The sequence below is a fragment of the Corallococcus sp. AB018 genome, assembly GCF_003986945.1.
Classification (GTDB): domain Bacteria; phylum Myxococcota; class Myxococcia; order Myxococcales; family Myxococcaceae; genus Corallococcus; species Corallococcus exiguus.
On the sequence record NZ_RAWR01000001.1, the window covers coordinates 63,426 to 80,829 of the forward strand.

General features: G+C 69.2%; 9 protein-coding genes. 7 read left to right on the forward strand and 2 right to left on the reverse strand.

The features are described from left to right. Positions 1–241 precede the first annotated feature (241 nt). The 4 genes from D7Y11_RS00080 to D7Y11_RS00095 all read left to right on the forward strand — a co-directional run bounded on the left by D7Y11_RS00080 (position 242) and on the right by D7Y11_RS00095 (position 5,112). Complete coding sequence (locus tag D7Y11_RS00080; protein ID WP_158641876.1) at positions 242–1,063, forward strand: sigma-70 family RNA polymerase sigma factor; 822 nt, start codon at positions 242–244, stop codon at positions 1,061–1,063. A gap of 77 nt (positions 1,064–1,140) precedes the next feature. Continuing rightward, on the forward strand, positions 1,141–2,103 hold the full coding sequence (locus D7Y11_RS00085; RefSeq protein WP_120574523.1) for an SMP-30/gluconolactonase/LRE family protein: 963 nt from the start codon (positions 1,141–1,143) through the stop codon (positions 2,101–2,103). A gap of 30 nt (positions 2,104–2,133) precedes the next feature. Continuing rightward, a complete protein-coding gene (locus tag D7Y11_RS00090; protein WP_126932712.1) occupies positions 2,134–4,857 on the forward strand; it encodes a serine/threonine-protein kinase in 2,724 nt (907 codons plus the stop codon). 45 nt (positions 4,858–4,902) lie between these two features. Continuing rightward, complete coding sequence (locus D7Y11_RS00095) at positions 4,903–5,112, forward strand: hypothetical protein (RefSeq protein ID WP_120574521.1); 210 nt, start codon at positions 4,903–4,905, stop codon at positions 5,110–5,112. 72 nt (positions 5,113–5,184) lie between these two features. Here D7Y11_RS00095 and D7Y11_RS00100 read toward each other — a convergent pair whose 3' ends face one another. Further along, complete coding sequence (locus tag D7Y11_RS00100; RefSeq protein WP_120574520.1) at positions 5,185–5,769, reverse strand: superoxide dismutase; 585 nt, start codon at positions 5,767–5,769, stop codon at positions 5,185–5,187. A 46-nt stretch (positions 5,770–5,815) separates the two neighbouring features. After that, on the reverse strand, positions 5,816–6,316 hold the full coding sequence (locus D7Y11_RS00105; protein ID WP_120574519.1) for a flavin reductase family protein: 501 nt from the start codon (positions 6,314–6,316) through the stop codon (positions 5,816–5,818). 146 nt (positions 6,317–6,462) lie between these two features. Here D7Y11_RS00105 and D7Y11_RS00110 point away from each other — a divergent pair, with 146 nt between their 5' ends. From D7Y11_RS00110 to D7Y11_RS00125, 3 genes are read left to right on the forward strand one after another with little or no spacing between them, the layout of a single operon-like run. Then, the gene (locus D7Y11_RS00110) at positions 6,463–8,811 is read left to right on the forward strand and encodes an AAA family ATPase (protein ID WP_158628984.1); all 2,349 of its coding nucleotides are present in this window, start codon (positions 6,463–6,465) and stop codon (positions 8,809–8,811) included. A 31-nt stretch (positions 8,812–8,842) separates the two neighbouring features. Beyond that, the gene (locus tag D7Y11_RS00120; RefSeq protein ID WP_158641877.1) at positions 8,843–16,855 is read left to right on the forward strand and encodes a hypothetical protein; all 8,013 of its coding nucleotides are present in this window, start codon (positions 8,843–8,845) and stop codon (positions 16,853–16,855) included. Positions 16,856–16,867: 12 nt separating this feature from the next. After that, positions 16,868–17,392, forward strand: a complete 525-nt coding sequence (locus D7Y11_RS00125) for a hypothetical protein (RefSeq protein WP_126932714.1) — start codon at positions 16,868–16,870, stop codon at positions 17,390–17,392. Positions 17,393–17,404: the final 12 nt, after the last annotated feature.

Consider the following 17,404-nt stretch of genomic DNA (forward strand, 5'->3'; position numbering starts at 1 on the left):
CAGTGACGCCTGTGTTGCCTGCCAGTCCCGCGTTTGTAGCCTCGCAGGCAACAACTCCACGGCCGTATGTCCTTGCATTACCGAAGCGCGCGTCACGCGGTCCGCCGAGCCGCCCCCCGACATTCCTCCGCCCGGTAGGGGTGCTAGCGTCCCGGATGTGTCCCCTGCTCCCACCCCCCTGGCCTCCGCTTTTCTCGCGGCGCCTGGCCGCGCGCCCGCTTCACTTCCGGAGCCCACGCACTTGGAGGAACTGCTCCGCGCGTCGCTCGAGCGCGCCCGGTCGCGCTGGCCCGGGGTGGAGCTGGAGCCGCTCGCCTTCGTGGCGTTCGTCGCTGAGCGATTGACGTCTCCAACGGGGCTGCTGGAGGCGCTCGAAGGGGCCTCGCCTGCCTTCTCGGAGTTGTACCTGGCCTTCGGGTGCCTGCGGCACGACCGCGCCGCGCTCCAGTTCTTCGAGGACGGCTACCTGCGCGATGTCGGCGCGTTCGTGTCCGGCGTGGACCGCTCGCCCGCTTTCGTCGCGGAGGTGCGGCAGGTGCTCCGGGAGAAGCTGTTCACGGCTGCCGCTGGCTGTGAGCCGAAGATTTCGGAGTTCACCGGCGGCGGCGCGCTGGGCGGATGGGTGCGGGTGGCGGCGCTGCGCATCGCGCTCAACCTGAAGCGCTCCGAAGCCCGGGCCGACTCCGCCGCGCAGGACTCCGTCGAGTCCGCGTTCGGCGAGCAGCTGGGGCCAGAGCTCGAACACCTGCGCTCGCGGTACCGCGAGGCCTTCACGGAGGCCGTGCGCACGGCGCTGGGTGAGCTGTCCGACCGGGACCGCACGCTGATGCGCCTGTACCACGTGGAGTCGCTGTCGCTGGACGCCATCGCGGCGCTCTACCGCGTCCACATGTCCACGGTGTCGCGGTGGCTCAGCCGCGCGCGGGAGCAGGTGGCGGAGGCCACGACGCGGCGGCTGTGCGAACGCCTGGGGGTGGGCGCGTCCTCGGTGGACAGCATCGCGGCGCTGGTCGTGAGCCAGGTGGACCTCAGCCTGACGCGGCTGCTCGGTCCGGGGGGCTGAACTTTCGCTGCAAGGGATTTCCCGGCCGGTGTCAGGGCGTCGAAAGGCCCCTTCCGGGCCTCACCGAGGAAAGCCCCATGCGCGTCTCTTCCTGGCTGTCCGTCGTCACCCTCGCCGCCACCGTCTCCGCCTGCGAGCCGTTCCCCGACGATGCCCCCTCCATCCCCACCGAGGTGCAGTGGCCCGGCGAGGCCTTCTTTCCAGAGGGCATCGCGGCCTCGAAGGACGGCACGCTCTACGCGGGCAGCCTGGGCACCGGCGCCATCGCGCGCGCCAAGCCGGGCTCGCTGGGGGCCGAGGTCTTCGTCCCGGGCCGGGCCTCATTCGGCGTCTACGGGCTCGAGGTGGATGAGGCCCACGACACGCTCTGGGCCTGCACCTACGACGACCTGCTGCTGCCCGCGCAGGCCTCGTACCTGAACGGGTATGCGCTCTCCACGGGTGCCCTGAAGGCCAGCCATGCCATGCCCAGCCAGGTCAGCTTCTGCAACGACGTCGCCGTCGATGCCGCGGGCAACGTGTACGTGACGGACTCGTTCGGGAACGCGGTCTTCCGGCTGGCCGTGGGTGGGACGGCGCTCGACACGTGGTCCTCGGATGCCGCGTACGAGCCCTCCGAGCCGGGCCTCATCACGCTCAACGGCATCGCCTACGACGGGGCGAACCGGCTCTACGTCGTGAAGAGCGACACGGGCGCGCTGTTCTCCATCGATATCCAGCCGGATGGCAGCGCGGCGGCGCCCGTGAACATCCCGGTGACGCCGGCGCTGGAGACGCCGGACGGGGTCGAGTGGGTGGATTCGGGCCGGCTGTTCGTCGTGGAGAACACGGTGGGGCGGGCTTCGCTGGTGACGCTGGGTGAAGGCGCTGGCGCGAAGGAGGTGCTCGCCAACGGCTTCGTGGAGCCGACCGCCGCCGCGATCACGAAGGACGGCGCGTGGGTGCTGGAGTCGCAGATGGGGTTCTTCTTCGGCACGCCGGGGACCCCGGCCCTGCCCTTCCGCGCGTACCGGGTCGCCGTCCCCCCTCTTCTGCCCTGAGCGCGAACAATCCTAGAGTCGCGTCCCACCATGTCGGGATGTCCCTCCGAGGAAACGATTCTCGCCTTCGTGGAGGACCGCCTGCCGCATGAGCAGCGCGCCCTCGCGGAGGCGCACCTGTCCCGCTGCGATTCCTGCGGGTCGCTGCTCGCGGCCGTCGCGGCGACGTGGCACGCGGAGGGCCGGTTCGTGGAGGCGGCTCCGCCCCGCTCGTTCGCTCCTGGGGAGCGGGTGGGGCCGTACGTCATCGTCGCCCATGCGGGCAGTGGCGCGATGGGGGACGTGTACCGGGCTCGCGATGGGCGGCTGGGACGGGACGTGGCCTTGAAGGTGCTCCCGCTCCGGTTCGCGCAGGACGCGGAGCGCCTGGCCCGTTTCCGACAGGAGGCCCGCGCGGCGGGCGCGCTGTCCCATCCCCACCTGCTCACGCTGTTCGACGTGGGGACCCACGAGGACGTGCCGTACCTCGTCACCGAGTGGCTGGAGGGGGGCACCCTGCGGGCGCGGCTGATGCGTGGGCCGCTTCCACCAGAGCAGGCGCTGCGGCTGGGCATCCAGTTGTCACAGGGGCTCGCGGCCGCGCACGCGCGTGGCGTCATCCACCGCGACCTCAAGCCCGCGAACATCTTCCTGTGCTCGAACGGCAGCGCGCGGGTCCTCGACTTCGGGCTGGCCCGGCTCACCGAGCGCATCGAGGACGCCTCGCTCACCCAGAGCGGCGCGGTGGTGGGCACCGCCGGGTACATGGCTCCGGAGCAGATCCGCGGCCAGGGCGTGGATGCTCGCGCGGATGTGTTCTCGCTCGGCGCGGTGCTCTACGAGGCCGTGAGCGGCCGTGCTCCCTTTGGCGGTGACAGCCCGGTGGAGCGGATGAGCGCCGCGCTCCGCGATGCGCCTCCCGTGCTGCCGGGAGAGCTGGGGACGGTGATTGCTCGCTGTCTGGCGAAGGATCCAGGCGAACGGTTCCAGTCCGCGCAGGACCTGGCCTTCGCCCTGGAGTCCATCGCGGCTCGTGGTGCGCCCCTGGCCTTGCGGCGCGGAGTGTTCCCACGCCCTGCCCTGTGGGTGGCCGCGGCGGCCGTGCTGCTGTCTGTCGTGGGTGGCTTCCTGGCGTTCGGACACAGGCCGGCGACTGCGGCGGTGCCAACGGCGCAGTCCTCACGCCCGACGTACCGCCCCGTCACGTTCCGCCGGGGCCACGTGCTCAACGCCCGGTTCTCCGCGGACGGACACACGTTGCTCTATGGCGCGGCGTGGGAGGGAGGACCCGCGGAGCTCTACAGCGCGCGCACGGAGCGTCCGCTGTCACAACCGCTGGGGCAGCACGCGGATGTGCTCGCCGCGTCCTCGAAGGGGGAGCTGGCGGTGCTGCTCGATCCCCGGTTCTTCGACGCCGAGCATGGCAGCGGGACGCTCGGCTTGATGCCGCTCGCGGGCGGCGCGCCCCGGGCCGTGCTCGATGGCGTGCTGGAGGCGGACTGGGGACGTGCGGATGGACCGCTCGCGGTGGTGCGCCGCGTGGGCGAGAACTTCCGGCTGGAGCAGCCCCCCGGCACGGTGCGCTTCGAATCCCAGGGATGGATCAGCCACGCACGCGTCTCCCCCGACGGAGCGCGGATCGCCTTTCTGTTCCATGCGCATCCCAAGGACGACCGGGGCGGGGTCTGGGTGCTGGAGAAGGACGGTCCGCCCCGCGAGCTTTCGTCGGACTGGGCGAGCATCCGGGGCCTGGCGTGGTCTCCCGATGGAAGCGAGGTGTGGTTCACCGCCTCGCGTACAGGCGCGGACTCCGAGCTGTTCGCGGTCGACCTGCGCGGCACGACGCGGCCGGTGGATCGGATCGCCGGGCGGATGGTGCTGCATGACATCTCCCAGGACGGCTCCGTCCTGGTGGATCACCCGGTGATCCGCACGGGGCTGGCGTTCGGGCACGCGGGCACGGAGCGGGACCTGACGTGGTCGGACTCGTCGTTCATGACGGACATGTCCCGCGATGGCCGGACCTTCCTCTTCACCGAGGGCGCGGAGGTGGAGGGCCCCACCTACGGCGCCTATCTGCGCACCTCCGATGGCGCACCACCGATCCGCCTGGGCGACGGCATCCCCATGGCGCTGTCTCCGGACGGCAAGCAGGTGCTGCTGGTGCGCTACGGCGAACAGATGGAGTTCCTGCTGCTGCCCACGGGCGCGGGCGAGCCTCGGTCGCTGTCGCTCGCTCCTGTCACCACGGTGCTCACGGCGCGCTGGTTCCCGGATGGGAAGCGGTTGCTCCTTCGCGCGCACGAAGAGGGACGTCCTGCCCGGCTCTGGGTCTTCGAACCCGGCTCCGGAGCCCCCAGGCCCATCACGGAGGAAGGCACGGGCTTCCACACGGTCATCTCACCCGATGGCCTCCGCCTCGCGACCGTGGACGCGGAGGGAAGCCTCCGCCTGTTCTCCCAGACGGGTGAGGCGCAAGGCACCGTCCCCGGCCGGTTCACGGATCAATGGGTGGCGGGCTGGGACGCGAGCGGAACGGCGCTCTACCTGCGAAGCGTCTCGCTCCCGGTGCGCGTCTCCAGGGTCGACGTGAAGACCGGCGCGAGCACACCGCACCTGACCCTTCCAGCGGGGGGCGTCATGCCAGGCTTCATCTCCGTGATGACGATGGCGATCTCCGAGGACGGAAAGTTCTACACATACAGCTACAACGAGGCGCTTTCCCGGCTGTATCTGGTGGAGGGATTGGTGGGAGCCCGGTCTTCCCCGCAATAACGGTGCTAGACTTCCATTGCGGTCCAAACCCAACCGGAGGTCGTGATGAAGCTCAAGATGGCGCTGGCGGCGATGGCGGCATGTCTGGGATTCGCGGCGGGATTCACCAACACCCAGGCCGAGGCGGCAGGTCCCTGTCCGTACTGTATCGACATGCGCGCCCGGTGCATGCGCAACGCGACGACTCCGGCGCAGGAAGAGGCCTGCTACGTCCAGTTCGACAAGTGCCGCATTGACTGGTGCGAGCCGCGCTGAACGCATCCGAGAACCGCGCCGCTCCGGACCGTGCCGAGCCGGGCCGCGCGGTTCCCGTCACTTCACTTCACATCAGGCGTTCTTCAGGTTCTCGTTCACGAAGTCCCAGTTCACGAGGCTGTTGAGGAAGGTCTCGATGAACTTGGGGCGCAGGTTGCGGAAGTCGATGTAGTAGGCGTGCTCCCAGACGTCGATGGTGAGCAGCGCCTTCTTGCCGTGCTTCAGCGGCAGGTCCGCGTTGGACGTCTTCATGATGGACAGCTTGTTGCCGTCCTTCACCAGCCAGGCCCAGCCGGAGCCGAACTGCGTGATGGCGGCTTCGGTGAACTGCTTCTTGAACTCGTCGTAGGAGCCGAAGTCGCGGTCGATGGCGGCCGCGATGTCACCCGTCGGCTTGCCGCCGCCGGCCGGCTTCATGCAGTTCCAGAAGAAGGTGTGGTTCCACACCTGGGCCGCGTTGTTGAACACGGGGCCGTCGCTGCTGAGGATGACGTCCTCCAGCGACTTGCTGGCCTCGGGCTTGCCCGCGGTCAGCTCGTTGAGCTTGTTGACGTACGCGGCGTGGTGCTTGTCGTGGTGGAACTCCAGCGTCTCCTGGCTCATGTGAGGGGCCAGCGCGTCCTTCTTGTACGGGAGCTCGGGCAGCGTGAAGGGCATCGGGTGCGTCCTTTCCGGGTTCAGTGAGGTTTCAGCTACTCGTTCGCTACTTCGGGGCGGGCCCTGGCTCCGGGTGCGCCGTCAGCGCGCGATACCCCCGGTTCCAGTAGAGCAACGGTTCTTCGTCCACTCCCCGCTGGATGCGCTCCACACGGCCCACCAGCAACAGGTGATCGCCGTAACGGTGCACATCCAACAGAGCGCACGCCAGACCCACCAGGCTGTCCTGCACGAAGGCACCTTCGTCGAACATCCGGCCTTCGGCCTCCCCCTTCGCGCAGCGGACCGACACGTCGCGTTGGATGGTGGACAGCACGCTCACACTGAAGCGGCGGGCGGCCTCCACGCGCTTGAGCGTGCGGGAGGACTGCTGCAGCGCCAGGGCAATCAGCGGAGGCGTCAGGGAGAGGGAGCTGAAGGAGCTGACCGTCGTCGCCGCGATCCCGTCCGCGTCACGGACGGAGACCACCGCCACCCCGCTCGCCCACCGGGACATCGCGTCCCGGAAGTCCAGGGCCGACACCCCTTCAGTACCACTCTGAGTCATGTGCCGGTCTCTACCACCCGCCCCGCCACCCGGTCAGCACTTCCTCCAATCCATTGGCGGAATACCAACGCAGTGGAACCTGCCCTCCGGGCCCGTCCATGGCCGGATCCACCCGCCCTCCGTATGCTGGCCGGCTGGAGGCGCCCATGGATCCGTTGTGGGGGGAGACGCTGAGGCGTCTGGATGCGCTGCTCGTCCAGGTGTGTGACCTGGAGGAGGCCCGCGCTTCGAAGCTCCGGGGGGAACAGGAGAATGGCTGGGATGCCGTGCGCACCACCGTGCGCCCTTCCACCGCCGAGCTCGCCTTCAGCTCGGCGCTCGCGGAGACGCCGCTCCTGGGGACTTCGCCTCCCCTTCCCTTCGCGCGGCTGCGGGCTTCACTTCGCGTCGACACCGTGGAGGAGGAGGCGCTGTTGCTCCTGCTCGCGACGTGGCTGGAGCCCCGGTACTCGCGCCTGTTCGCCGTGCTCCAGGACGAGACCGCGCAGGGATGGAACGTGGAGCGATTGCTGCTCACCGTCCTGGGACGTACGCCTGCTCGCGCGCAGCGCTTGCTGGCGTCCCTGACCGACAGCGGACTCCTGGTGGGCGGTGGATTGTTGCAGACGGGCGCTGGCGCTTTTCCTCCCATGCTCCGGCCCGTGGACCTGGCTCCGGAGGTCCGCGAGGCCCTGCTGGAACTGCCCCGTCCCTCCGTGCTGGGCGAGCTCTCGCTGGAATGGCATGGACCGGAGGTGCCGCCTTCTTCGTCACTCGGGACGTTCGCTGTCGTGCATGGCGAGGGGGAGCGACTGGGCGTGGCGATGAGCCTCGCTGACGAAGCCGGTGTGCCGCTGGTTGTCGCTCGGTGGGCTGGGGCTCCGGAGCCGGTTTCCATGGCCCGGGCCCTGTGGCGTCTGGCGTCGGTGCGCGGCGCGATGCTGGCCGTGGACATGTCCGGTGGGGAGCGGGGGCTGGCACTCTCCGTCACGGAGACGCTGTCTGGATTGTGCCAACGGTTTGGCGGGCGGGCCCTGGTACTCGCGGACTCCGCGCAACCCTTCGCCGTGCCGCACCATGAGGCTCCCGCTCCAGGCTTCGTCCAGCGGCGGACCCTGTGGATGGAGGAGGCACGGGTTCGGGGACTGTCATTGACGGAGGCGGATGCGGGACGGCTGGCGTCTGGCTTTCGGGGCGGGGTTCAGGAAATCCGCCGCGTGTTCGACTCGGCTCCCGGCGGTGACGTGGATGCGCTTCGTGCCGCGGCCTCGCGGCTGGTCCAGGTGCCCTTGCGCCATGGCTACCGGCTGGAGACATCGCGAACGTTCGAGGACCTCGTGGTGCGTGACACCACTCGCGCGGCGTTGGAGCGCCTGTTGTTCTACGTGGCGCAGCGCGATCGCGTCGCCGAAGAGCGTGGCCTGTCACGTCGCTTCCGGATGCACACGGGCCCGGTGGCGCTTTTCTCCGGACGCTCCGGCACGGGAAAGACCCTGGCGGCGGAGGTCATTGCCCATGCGGTGGGCCGGCCGCTGTATGTCATCGACCTGTCCCGGCTCGTCAGCAAGTACGTGGGTGAGACGGAGAAGAACATCGACGAAGTGCTGTCCCACGGCGAGCGCTCCGGCGCCGTGCTGTTCTTCGACGAGGCGGACTCGCTGTTCTCCGCGCGCACGGAGGTCAGCAACGCCAATGACCGCTTCGCCAACCTGGAGGTCGGCTTCCTCCTCCAGCGCATCGAACGTCACGACGGGCTGATCATCCTCGCCACCAATCTTCAGACGGCCATCGATGAAGCCTTCTTGCGCCGCTTCCACGCGCGCATCGAGTTCCCCTTCCCCGAGGTCGACGAGCGACGCCGCATCTGGGAGCTGATGCTTCCGGAGGGCGTGCCTCGCGCGGGGGCTCTCGACCTGACGGGCCTGGCGCAGCGGCACCGGCTGGCGGGCGGTGACATCCGCAACGCCGCGCTCAAGGCCATCTTCCTCGCCGAACAGGCGGGTGCTCCGCTGTCTCAGGAGCACCTGGAGCGCGCGGTCGCACTGGAGCTGTATGAACTGGGCCGGCTCTCGCGGCGTCCGGAGGCGGAGGCTCCTTCGGACGCGGGCACACGCCTTCGTCGCGTGGCGGAAGTGTTCCAGGAGGCACTGGACTCGCAGCTCAGACAACACTTCCTCAAGGAGGTCCACATCCTCCACGGCTCTCCCACCCGGGAGGCGCTCGCGGGGAAGCGGCCCGCCGTGTCGCTCGCGCTCTACCGGCTGGCTGTCACCCAGAACGGTGCGCTGCGGCTGGGGCTCATCGTCTCCGCGTGGTCCCACCGCGCGGAGGAGGAACATGAGCTGCTTGGCGTGTTGCATGGGTTGCTCTCACGTGGACTCCCGCACGAGCTGGATGGCCGCAAGCTCACACCTCGCGTCCAGGAGAGTTATGACTTTGACCTGCTCCATCGCTTCTGGAGCAGTCATGGACATCCCATCCGGGCCTCGCTGGTCCTCGATGTGGAGATGACCTAGCGTCCCTCGCGCTGATGGTGCGGGGGGGACCGTGCGCATCCGTGACCAGGGCCCGAAGGCCTCCGCCAAGGCCATGCTCCGGAAGAACTCCGGGCGCACTCCCTCGTCCTCCGCGGCCCTTCCTCGTGCTCCGGGTGTCGTTCCCCGGGGCCCTTCCTCGTCCAATCCCGCGCGTGAGCTGGCGGCGCGGCTCGCGTCGCTGAAGGGCGCGGCCCCTGCTCTCCACGGGCCTGTGCTCCGTGATGCCGCTCGCGACATGGAGCGCCGGTGGAGCGACCCAGCGTGGCGGATGCTGGGCGGTCCGCGCTCGCATCTTTTCGAGCCTTGCCCGGTCCACCCGCCGGAGGTCGCGCTGCTCTCCACTCCCGGCGCCGTCGAGGCGGAGCTGGGCATCCATGGGCTCGCGCCACAGCCGAACACCGGGCTCGCGCAGGCGGCTGGCGCGTCCCAGCCCGCGACCCTCGCGCAGCAGGAGGAGGATGCTCGACGGCGTGATGCGGCGCGCATGGCCGTCCTGCCTCTGGGCTCCGCTGAGCAGCTCGGAGACACCGCCGCGCGGCTCGCCGAGGCCCGTGATTCAGACCTCGAACCCTCCACGGTCACTGAGGAGTCGGAGGCGGCGGGACTCGGGGGCAGCACTTCTCCAGCGCCTGATGCCATTGCAGCAACCACCGTCGAAGCGCCCAGCGCGGGCGGCGACGTGGCAACGCCTGAGCAAGCTCCCGCGCCGGCATCCATCCCCACGGGGACCGCTCCGGGCGGCATGGACGACGCCGCGCGCATCGACACGCTGGTGTCCGCGCTGTCGAGCCAGAGCGATGTCCACATCGTCGTGCGTCAGGCCTCCCCTGGCGCAGGGCCCCAGGAGCCTCCTCCCATCCAGACGGATGCCGCGGTCGACACAGGCCCCAGGGTGCCCGTGCCTCCGGCCGCGATGGAGTGGCAGAAGGAGCTGGCCGCGGCCCATGCGCAGGGCGTCCAAGGCATCAAGCACGGTCTCGAAACCGCTCCGGATCCGACGGGTGCCGTCGCGGCGGTGGAGCCCCCCGCCAGCCTTCCCGCGCCGCCTCCTGCTCGGGCAGCACCTGTCACGGCGGGGCCCATCCCCGCGGCGCCAGCGGTGAGCGCGGACGCGGATCCGGTCGCCGCATGGAAGGGCCGCATCGCCAGCAGCACGGCGCAGGTGCCAGAGCCACAGCTTCCTCCGGCGCCCCGCTACACGTTCAAGATCACCCAGGCCGCCGTGGACCCCAACGCGGTCCGCGCCGCGCGCCTCAAGCAACTGGAGGACGAAGGCAAGAAGGCCATCACCCCGGCGAAGCAGCCGAAGGACCTTCCAGCCATCCCGGATGATCCCACCGGCAAGGCCTCTTCGCTGGTGGATGCGAAGTGCGACCGGAAGCTGGACGTCAAGGACGCCAAACTCCCCGACCTGCGGAAGAGCCCGCTGGGCCACGTGCCGGAGATTGGCGCGCAGCTCGTGCGCGACGACGGCGGGCACATGCTCATCAAGGGCCCGCTCGGCGACCTCGTCTACAAGCCCGGCGGCCCCAAGCCCACCGACCCGGAGCAGCTCAAGGACTGGACGCGCCTCCAGAAGAAGATCACCGCCGAGGCCGACAAGCAGAAGAAGGCGAAGGTCCAGCCCAAGGAACCCGCGAAGGGCATCACCGTCCTCGAACAGGCCGCCCCCGCGCCCATCAACGTCCCCGACTTCGCTCGCGTGGACATTGGCGACGTGCTGGCTCGGCTGCTCGCCGCTCCGGACAAGTACGCGGACGCCTCCGTCCAGAAGGCCCGCGAGGCCTATGTCCCGGGCGGCCTGGATGCGTCCTGGGGCATCGCTCTCATCGCCGCCGAACGCCCCATCTTCGCCGCAGAGCTCCAGCGCGTCGCGGACGCCGCTCAGATCAAGAAGGAGGACCTGGACGCGAAGGTGGAAGCCCGCCGCAAGCAACTGGTGGACTCGCACGTCGCAACCACCGGCACGCTCAGCAAGGCGCACGAGGACGCGAAGAAGAGCCTGGAGGAGGGCGGCAAGTCGTTCGCTGATTCCCTGTCGCGCATGCGCGCGTCGCTCGATGCGCAGTCCGAGGCCAAGGCCGCCGCCATCAAGGGCGGCGTCGACCTGACCGAGGCCCGGCGCAAGCGCGATGCACTCATCGCAGCCGTGGACACCAAGGTGAGCAACTGGGTCGTCCGGTACGACCAGAACGGCAAGCGCTTCAAGGAAGCCTTCGTGAAGGCCGCGAGCGACCAGATGCACGCCTACGAGCTCGCCGCGCTCCAGGACGAGTGGGAGCTCAAGAAGGACGCCGGCGATGATCCGGTGAAGCTCAAGGCCGCCACGGAGGCGTACCGCCCCACCAAGAAGTGGATGGACGACCGCCGCAAGGAGATTGGCGCTGTCGTCGCGAAGGCGAAGCGCGACATCGACCAGAGCGTGGAGCGCTATCAGCAGGAGCTGCGCGACGCGGGCAAGGAGGCCCGGGAGGTCATCCGCGATTGGCACGCGAAGCAGATCGGCTACGAGCGCGGCTTCTGGGACCGGCTGCTCGGGTGGATCATCGACTGGCTGGCGGCCGCCCACGACGAGAGCCGCGCTTGGGAGACCGCTCGCGCGGCGGAGAACAAGACGTCGCTGGATCAGAACATGCTGTTCCTCGCGGAGGTGCGCCTGCGCCAGGGCGAGGAGCTGGACGAGGAGACCATCAAGGGGAACAACGCCCTCAGCGAGGAGCAGAAGGCCATCCTGCTCTCCTACTACGGCAAGGGTGGCAAGGACGCGGTGCAGGCGCTCGCGGAGGGACTGGCCGTGCGCATCATCGGCCAGCGCCGCAAGCCGCTCATGGAGGCCCTGGAGAAGGAGCTGCTCGCGTCCACCGACCTGGAGCGGCTCAAGGTCGTCGTCGACCAGCAGGAGCCCCTCTTCAGCAACCGCGCTCGCAACATCTCCCTCAAGGTCTGGGAGGGCGTGGACCAGTGGGGCACGGACGAGAAGAAGATCTTCGACGCGCTCGCCAACCTCAACCCGCTCCAGGGTCACTACATCGAGGTCCTCTACCAGCAGGAGCACAACGAGAACCTGCGCGAGCGGCTCAAGAGCGAGCTGGACGACTTCTTCAGCACCACCACGCACGACTGGGACAAGGCGGAGGCGCTGCTCTCCGGCAACGCCTCCAAGGCCGCCGCCGTCGAGCTGAACGACGCCATGGAGGGCACCTTCCTCGGGACCGGCTGGGGCACGGACGAGGACGCCATCTTCAACCTGCTTCGCGGCAAGACGCCGGAGCAGATCGAAGCCATCAAGAAGGCCTACCAGCTGAAGTACGGCAAGGACCTCGTCGCCCAGATGGACGACGAGCTGCGCAGCGGCGCGCGCACGACGCACGACGCGGACGAGATGCACGCCCTGGTGGAGGGCCGCACCGAGGACGCGCGCGCCATCGAGATGGACCGCGCCATGCGCGGCGGGTGGTTCTTCGGCCTGGGCACCGACCGCAAGGCCATGGAGGGCGTCTACGACCGCATCCGCAAGGAGACGGAGGCCGACGCCCAGCAGTACGGCTGGGACACCCAGACGTTCCGCGCGGAGCTGCTCAAGCGCAACCAGGCCATCGACGCGTCGTATGAGCAGCAATACGGCACGGATTGGACCCAGCGCACCGCGGGCGAGAGCGCGCTCAGCGCCGCGTTCCACGACGAGATGAAGGGCGAGGACCTCAAGCTCATCGAGGGCCTGCGCGACGACAAGGGACTCCAGGTGGATGCCGCGCGCATCCGCATCGAGCACACCAGCGTCTTCTACGCGGACGACAAGGTCATCCGCGACGCCATGTCCGCGCAGGGCAAGCGGCAGATCGCCGACGCGCGCCGCGACGGCTACCTGGACATCCAGGAGCGGATGGACATCGAGCGCGGCCTGGACGAGGCGAAGGTCAAGCCCGCCAGCGAAGGCCCGCTCACCGAGGAGGACCGCCGCAAGGGCCGCATCAGCGAGCTCGAGTTCCTGGAGAAGTGGAGCCCGGAGAAGGTCCAGGCCCGCATCGCGAAGGAACACAAGGAGGTGGACGTCAAGGCGAAGGCCCAGGCCCAGGCCGACGCCATGGCGAACATGAAGGCGCTGGCGGCCGAGTACGACAGCGCCTACGTGGAGGGCACGCACCTTCAGGCGAGCTTCGAGCAGGCCGTCCTGATGGACACGTCCGGCGCGGACCGGGACGCCGTCGCGGCGATGCTGAAGAAGGGCTACCTCACCGACGCGGAAGTCGTTCAGTACGCCGTGCAGGGCGTGGGCACGGACGAGGACGCGCTCAAGGAGGTCTTCGCCGGGAAGACGAAGGCGGAGATCCAGGCCATGGCCGAGGAGTGGGCCAAGGACCACCCCGCCGACCCTGGCGACACGCACACGCCCTTCGAGCGCTTCCGCGCGCGCATCGACGAGGAGCTGAGCGGACGCGAGGCCTTCGACATCCTCGACATGGTGGACTACGGCGAGCCCGTCACGCCCCGTGAGAAGGCGGACCGCGCCTGGCGCCGGGTGCACTTCGAGGCGAGCTCCACCAACAGCCTGGCGTCCTCGGAGTACCAGCTGGTGCTGGACCAGGCGTCCGCGCTCGACGCGGAGGTGAGCGCGCTGGAGCTGCACGAGCGGATGCGCCCCAAGCCCGGGGACAAGAACTACACCGCCGACGGGCTGCGCAAGTGGCAGGACGACTGGGAGAAGAAGTCCGAGCGCGTGCAGCGCCAGGGTGATTACGCCGACGAGTCGGTGCAGATGCACCGCGAGCAGGTGGACTTCATCACCGACCGGCTGGTGATGGTCCTCACCGCGGTGGTGATGGCGGTGGTGGTCATCATCGGCGTCATCGTCAGCATCTTCTTCCCGCCCGCGGGCGCGGGGTTCTGGGCCGCGTTCGGCGCGTTCATGGCCAGCACGCCGGTGCTGGTGGGCACTGCGGTGGCGACTGCCGCCGTGACGATGCTGACCAAGGCCGCCATGAAGGGCAGCGCCTACGGCTGGGAGGAGGCCGCCACCGACGCGGGCATGGGCGCGGTGGACGCCCTCACCGCCGCGGCCACCGCCGGCATGGGCACGAAGCTGCTCAAGCTGGGGTTCCTGGCGCGCATGGCGGAGGAAGGCGGCGTGCTGGCGCGGATGACGGCGCACGGCCTGGCCCAGGGCGCGGAAGGCCTGGCGCAGTCCGTGCCCTCCGCGTTCCTGGGCAACGTCCTCAACGACGCGAACTACAAGGGCGGCAACGCGCTCTTCAACGTGCTGGCCGGCACCGCCCTGCAGGCGGCGCCGGGCGCGGTGATGGCCGGAGGGCTGGGCGCGCTGGGCGGCATCTCCAAGCCCCACGTGCCACCGCGCACCCAGGACCTGCTCAACTTCCGGGGCACGCCCAAGGAGCGGCTGACCCTCTTCAAGAAGTGGAAGGCGGAGAACCCCGCCGGGAACATGAAGGAGTTCCTGCGCGAGTTCGACGAGGGCCTGCTCAAGCAGATGTCGGGCGACTTCGACCGGCAGCAGCTCCAGCGCGCCATGCGCAAGGAGCTGCTGGAGCACATCCCGCCCGCGCAGCGAAAGGCGTTCGCGAACACGCCCATCGAGCTGATCTCCGAGGCGGACTTCGAAGCCCTCACCGGCAGCAAGTCCGCGCAGGCCGTCACGATGTTCCGGCGCGGCAAGCCCACCATCATCGTCAAGGCGGGCGCGGACCTGTCCGACCTGGGCGAGGAGGGCCTGCACCTGCTCCAGCGCCACGACAAGGCGACGCGCGACCTGATCAAGGCCCTGGACGAACGGGCGCTGCGGAACTGGGACAAGCTGCCCATCGAGAAGCAGTTCGAGCTCTATCGCAAGAAGCTGCTCCTGGAGATCGACGCGCAGGAGTCGCTGCTCACGTCGCTGGAGGGCAAGCGCGGCGTGTCCATGGAGCCGGAGGAGGCGACCCGCCGCATCCGGCAGGGCAAGAAGACGCTGGAGAACCTGCGCCAGCGGATGAAGGAGGTGGATGCCTTCACGCCCCTGGACATGGCGGAGTTCGGCCAGGGCGTGCGCTCGAAGCCGCAGTACCTGAATGAGCCTCCACGGCTGTTCAGCAAGAAGAAACCGCCCGTGCCTCCGCCGGAGGCGGAGGGGGCCAGGCAGCTGGAGATGGAATTCACCCCGGCGAAGCCACCGGAGGTGGTCGTTCCGGAAACGAAGCCGCCGGCGGTCACGACGCGCGGAGGTGGGAAGAAGAAGGCGCTGGTGCTCACCGTGACGGACACGGAGCCGGTCATCCGGCAGTCAGGCCGGCCCAACGACGTGTGGCCCAACACCGTGCTCCACGCCGACCACCCGGAGGTGGGGCCGTTCTCGAAGGGGGGGCCGGAGCTGGATGATCCGTTCATCAAGAGCGCGCCGCGCCAGGTGTTCACCGACGCGCAGCGGGCGCGCACCACGCTGGTGCTGGATCCGTCGGACACGGTGGCGCAGATCGGCCCCGCGTGGCAGGAGGTCAAGTACCGCCCCAAGGAGCTCCGCTACTACAAGCTGGTGGAGGTGACGCGCGCCAGCGGTGAGACGGAATACATCGAGCTCATCCTGTCCAAGCGCTCCGGCAACCGCTGGGAGCCGCGCGGCTTCATCACCACCGAGGCGGGCGAGGTGGTGGAGAAGCAGAAATCCCTGGCGTTCACGGAGGCGCTGCTCGGCGAACGGCTGGGGCCGACGGAGCGATTCCGGCGGCTGGACTTCAAGCCCAGGGGCGCGGAGCAAGGCAGCGGCATCGATGAAATCATCGTCGAGTTCGACCACGCCGCGGATCCGACGAGCGCGAAGCTCCACCTGGTCGAGGTGAAGGGCGGCAAGCACGCCCCCAGGCTCAAGGACTTCACTGCGGTGGGAGAGAACCTCCGCAAGAACCTGGACGACCTGCAAGCGCAGCTGTCGGACCTGGCCTGGGCCCGGGCGAGAGGCCTGGGGCCGGCGCACCTGGAGGCGCTGACCAAGGCCATCGACGAGTGGCGGATCTCCATCGAGCTGCGCGTGGGGCCCATCACCCCCATGCCTCCGCCGGGCTGGGAGCTCGTCGACCGCGTCGAACGCATCGCGGACGCGTGGCGCAAGATGTCGCTGGTCCGGGAGGTCATGCCCCACGGTTCGGCCCCCCGCGCGGAGCTCGATGCCCTGATGGTTGCCTTCAGGGACGAGCTGAAGAAGGGCCGCGTCGGGGCCACGCTGAAGGTGCTGAAGAAGGTGGAGTCAGCGCTCAAGGGCACGAAGCGCAAGCCAGGCCTGCTGGCCCAGTACAACATCGATCCAAAGCAGCTGAAGGGGCTCATCCACAGCCTGGACCCGAACGTGAAGCCGGGGGAGATCGCCCGGATCATCGAACCGTTCGAGACCGCGAAGCGCATTCGCACGATAGGTCCCACCGGCAACGTGCTGGGCTGGGGGGACTTCGACATCACCGTCTCTCGCAGCTGGAGCAGCCGCCGGTTCAAGCGCTTCGAGCTGGCGCAGATGCGGGACCTGCAAGCGGGGCTGGAGGACATCCCGGAGCTGGACCCCTCGACGTTCGGCACGCTGTCGCTCCGGGACCGGCAGCAGGCCCTCAAGAAGTCGGTGGGCGCGGCCATGGACGCAATGGGCATCCCCCGGTCGCGCCGTCCACAAGTCCAGTTCCAGAACCTGCCGGCTGGGGACTACGGATGGATGGAATGGGACTTCAACGTCACGCACCAGGGCCGGCTCGCGCCCGTGAGCCGGCGTGGCGTCATCGTCATCAACGAGAACCTGGACGTGGGCGACGCGGTGGGCACCGCCGTCCATGAGTCGCGTCACTACTATCAGGCGTATCAGGCCTACCAGTACTCGATAGGCCGACAGTCGCATCCGTTCTCACGCCGGTGGTGGCGCAACCTGCCTGGCTCCGGCGGCCACTACTACGGGCCGGGAGACCCCCGGTACTTCCGGCAGCCCATTGAAACGGACGCGGAGAGCTTCGGCCGCCGCGTCATCGATCTCTTGCCGCCCCGCTGGCCTCCTCCATGATGAGGTTCCGACATGCGCGTCGCTCCTTCCACCTCCGTCACCTGCTTCGTGTGCGGCTCCACGTTCACCGTCCACAACCGGGTGGACCTGACCGGAGGCCGGCGGACCGTCCTCCAGGAACCGTCGGCCTGTCCCTTCTGTGATGCGCCCCTGCGGAGCATCCCCAAGCTGGACGTGGGCGTGGCCAAGAGCCTGTTGCTCACCGAGGCCGGCGCGCCGGAGGAGAAGAAGACATACGGAACGGTGGAGCGGTTCCTGGAGCGCTTCACCCGCACGGAGGCGGAGGTGGACACGCTGCTGACGTTGGCGCGCGAACTGGACCTGGAGGCCTGGGAGTCGGGCAACCTGGCGCGGCTCCAGCGGAGCAAGGATGCGGGGCTGAAGACGGAGACGAAGTTCGTCTCGAAGCTGCGCGAGGAGGCGGAGGACGGTGGCCTCTTCGAGCGATTGCAGCGCGCCGCGACGACCGTCAAAGATGCGCACCGCGCCCTGTGGAAGCACCACATGGCCCTCTTCCAGCAACGGCAGCAGCCGTGAACGAGGCGGAGT

Coding starts and splice junctions, on each gene's coding strand:
- D7Y11_RS00125 (WP_126932714.1), top strand. CDS start 16,868: ATGCGCGTCGCTCCTTCCACCTCCGTCACCTGCTTCGTGTGCGGCTCC.
- D7Y11_RS00095 (WP_120574521.1), top strand. CDS start 4,903: ATGAAGCTCAAGATGGCGCTGGCGGCGATGGCGGCATGTCTGGGATTC.
- D7Y11_RS00100 (WP_120574520.1), bottom strand. CDS start 5,769: ATGCCCTTCACGCTGCCCGAGCTCCCGTACAAGAAGGACGCGCTGGCC.
- D7Y11_RS00090 (WP_126932712.1), top strand. CDS start 2,134: ATGTCGGGATGTCCCTCCGAGGAAACGATTCTCGCCTTCGTGGAGGAC.
- D7Y11_RS00110 (WP_158628984.1), top strand. CDS start 6,463: ATGGATCCGTTGTGGGGGGAGACGCTGAGGCGTCTGGATGCGCTGCTC.
- D7Y11_RS00105 (WP_120574519.1), bottom strand. CDS start 6,316: ATGACTCAGAGTGGTACTGAAGGGGTGTCGGCCCTGGACTTCCGGGAC.
- D7Y11_RS00085 (WP_120574523.1), top strand. CDS start 1,141: ATGCGCGTCTCTTCCTGGCTGTCCGTCGTCACCCTCGCCGCCACCGTC.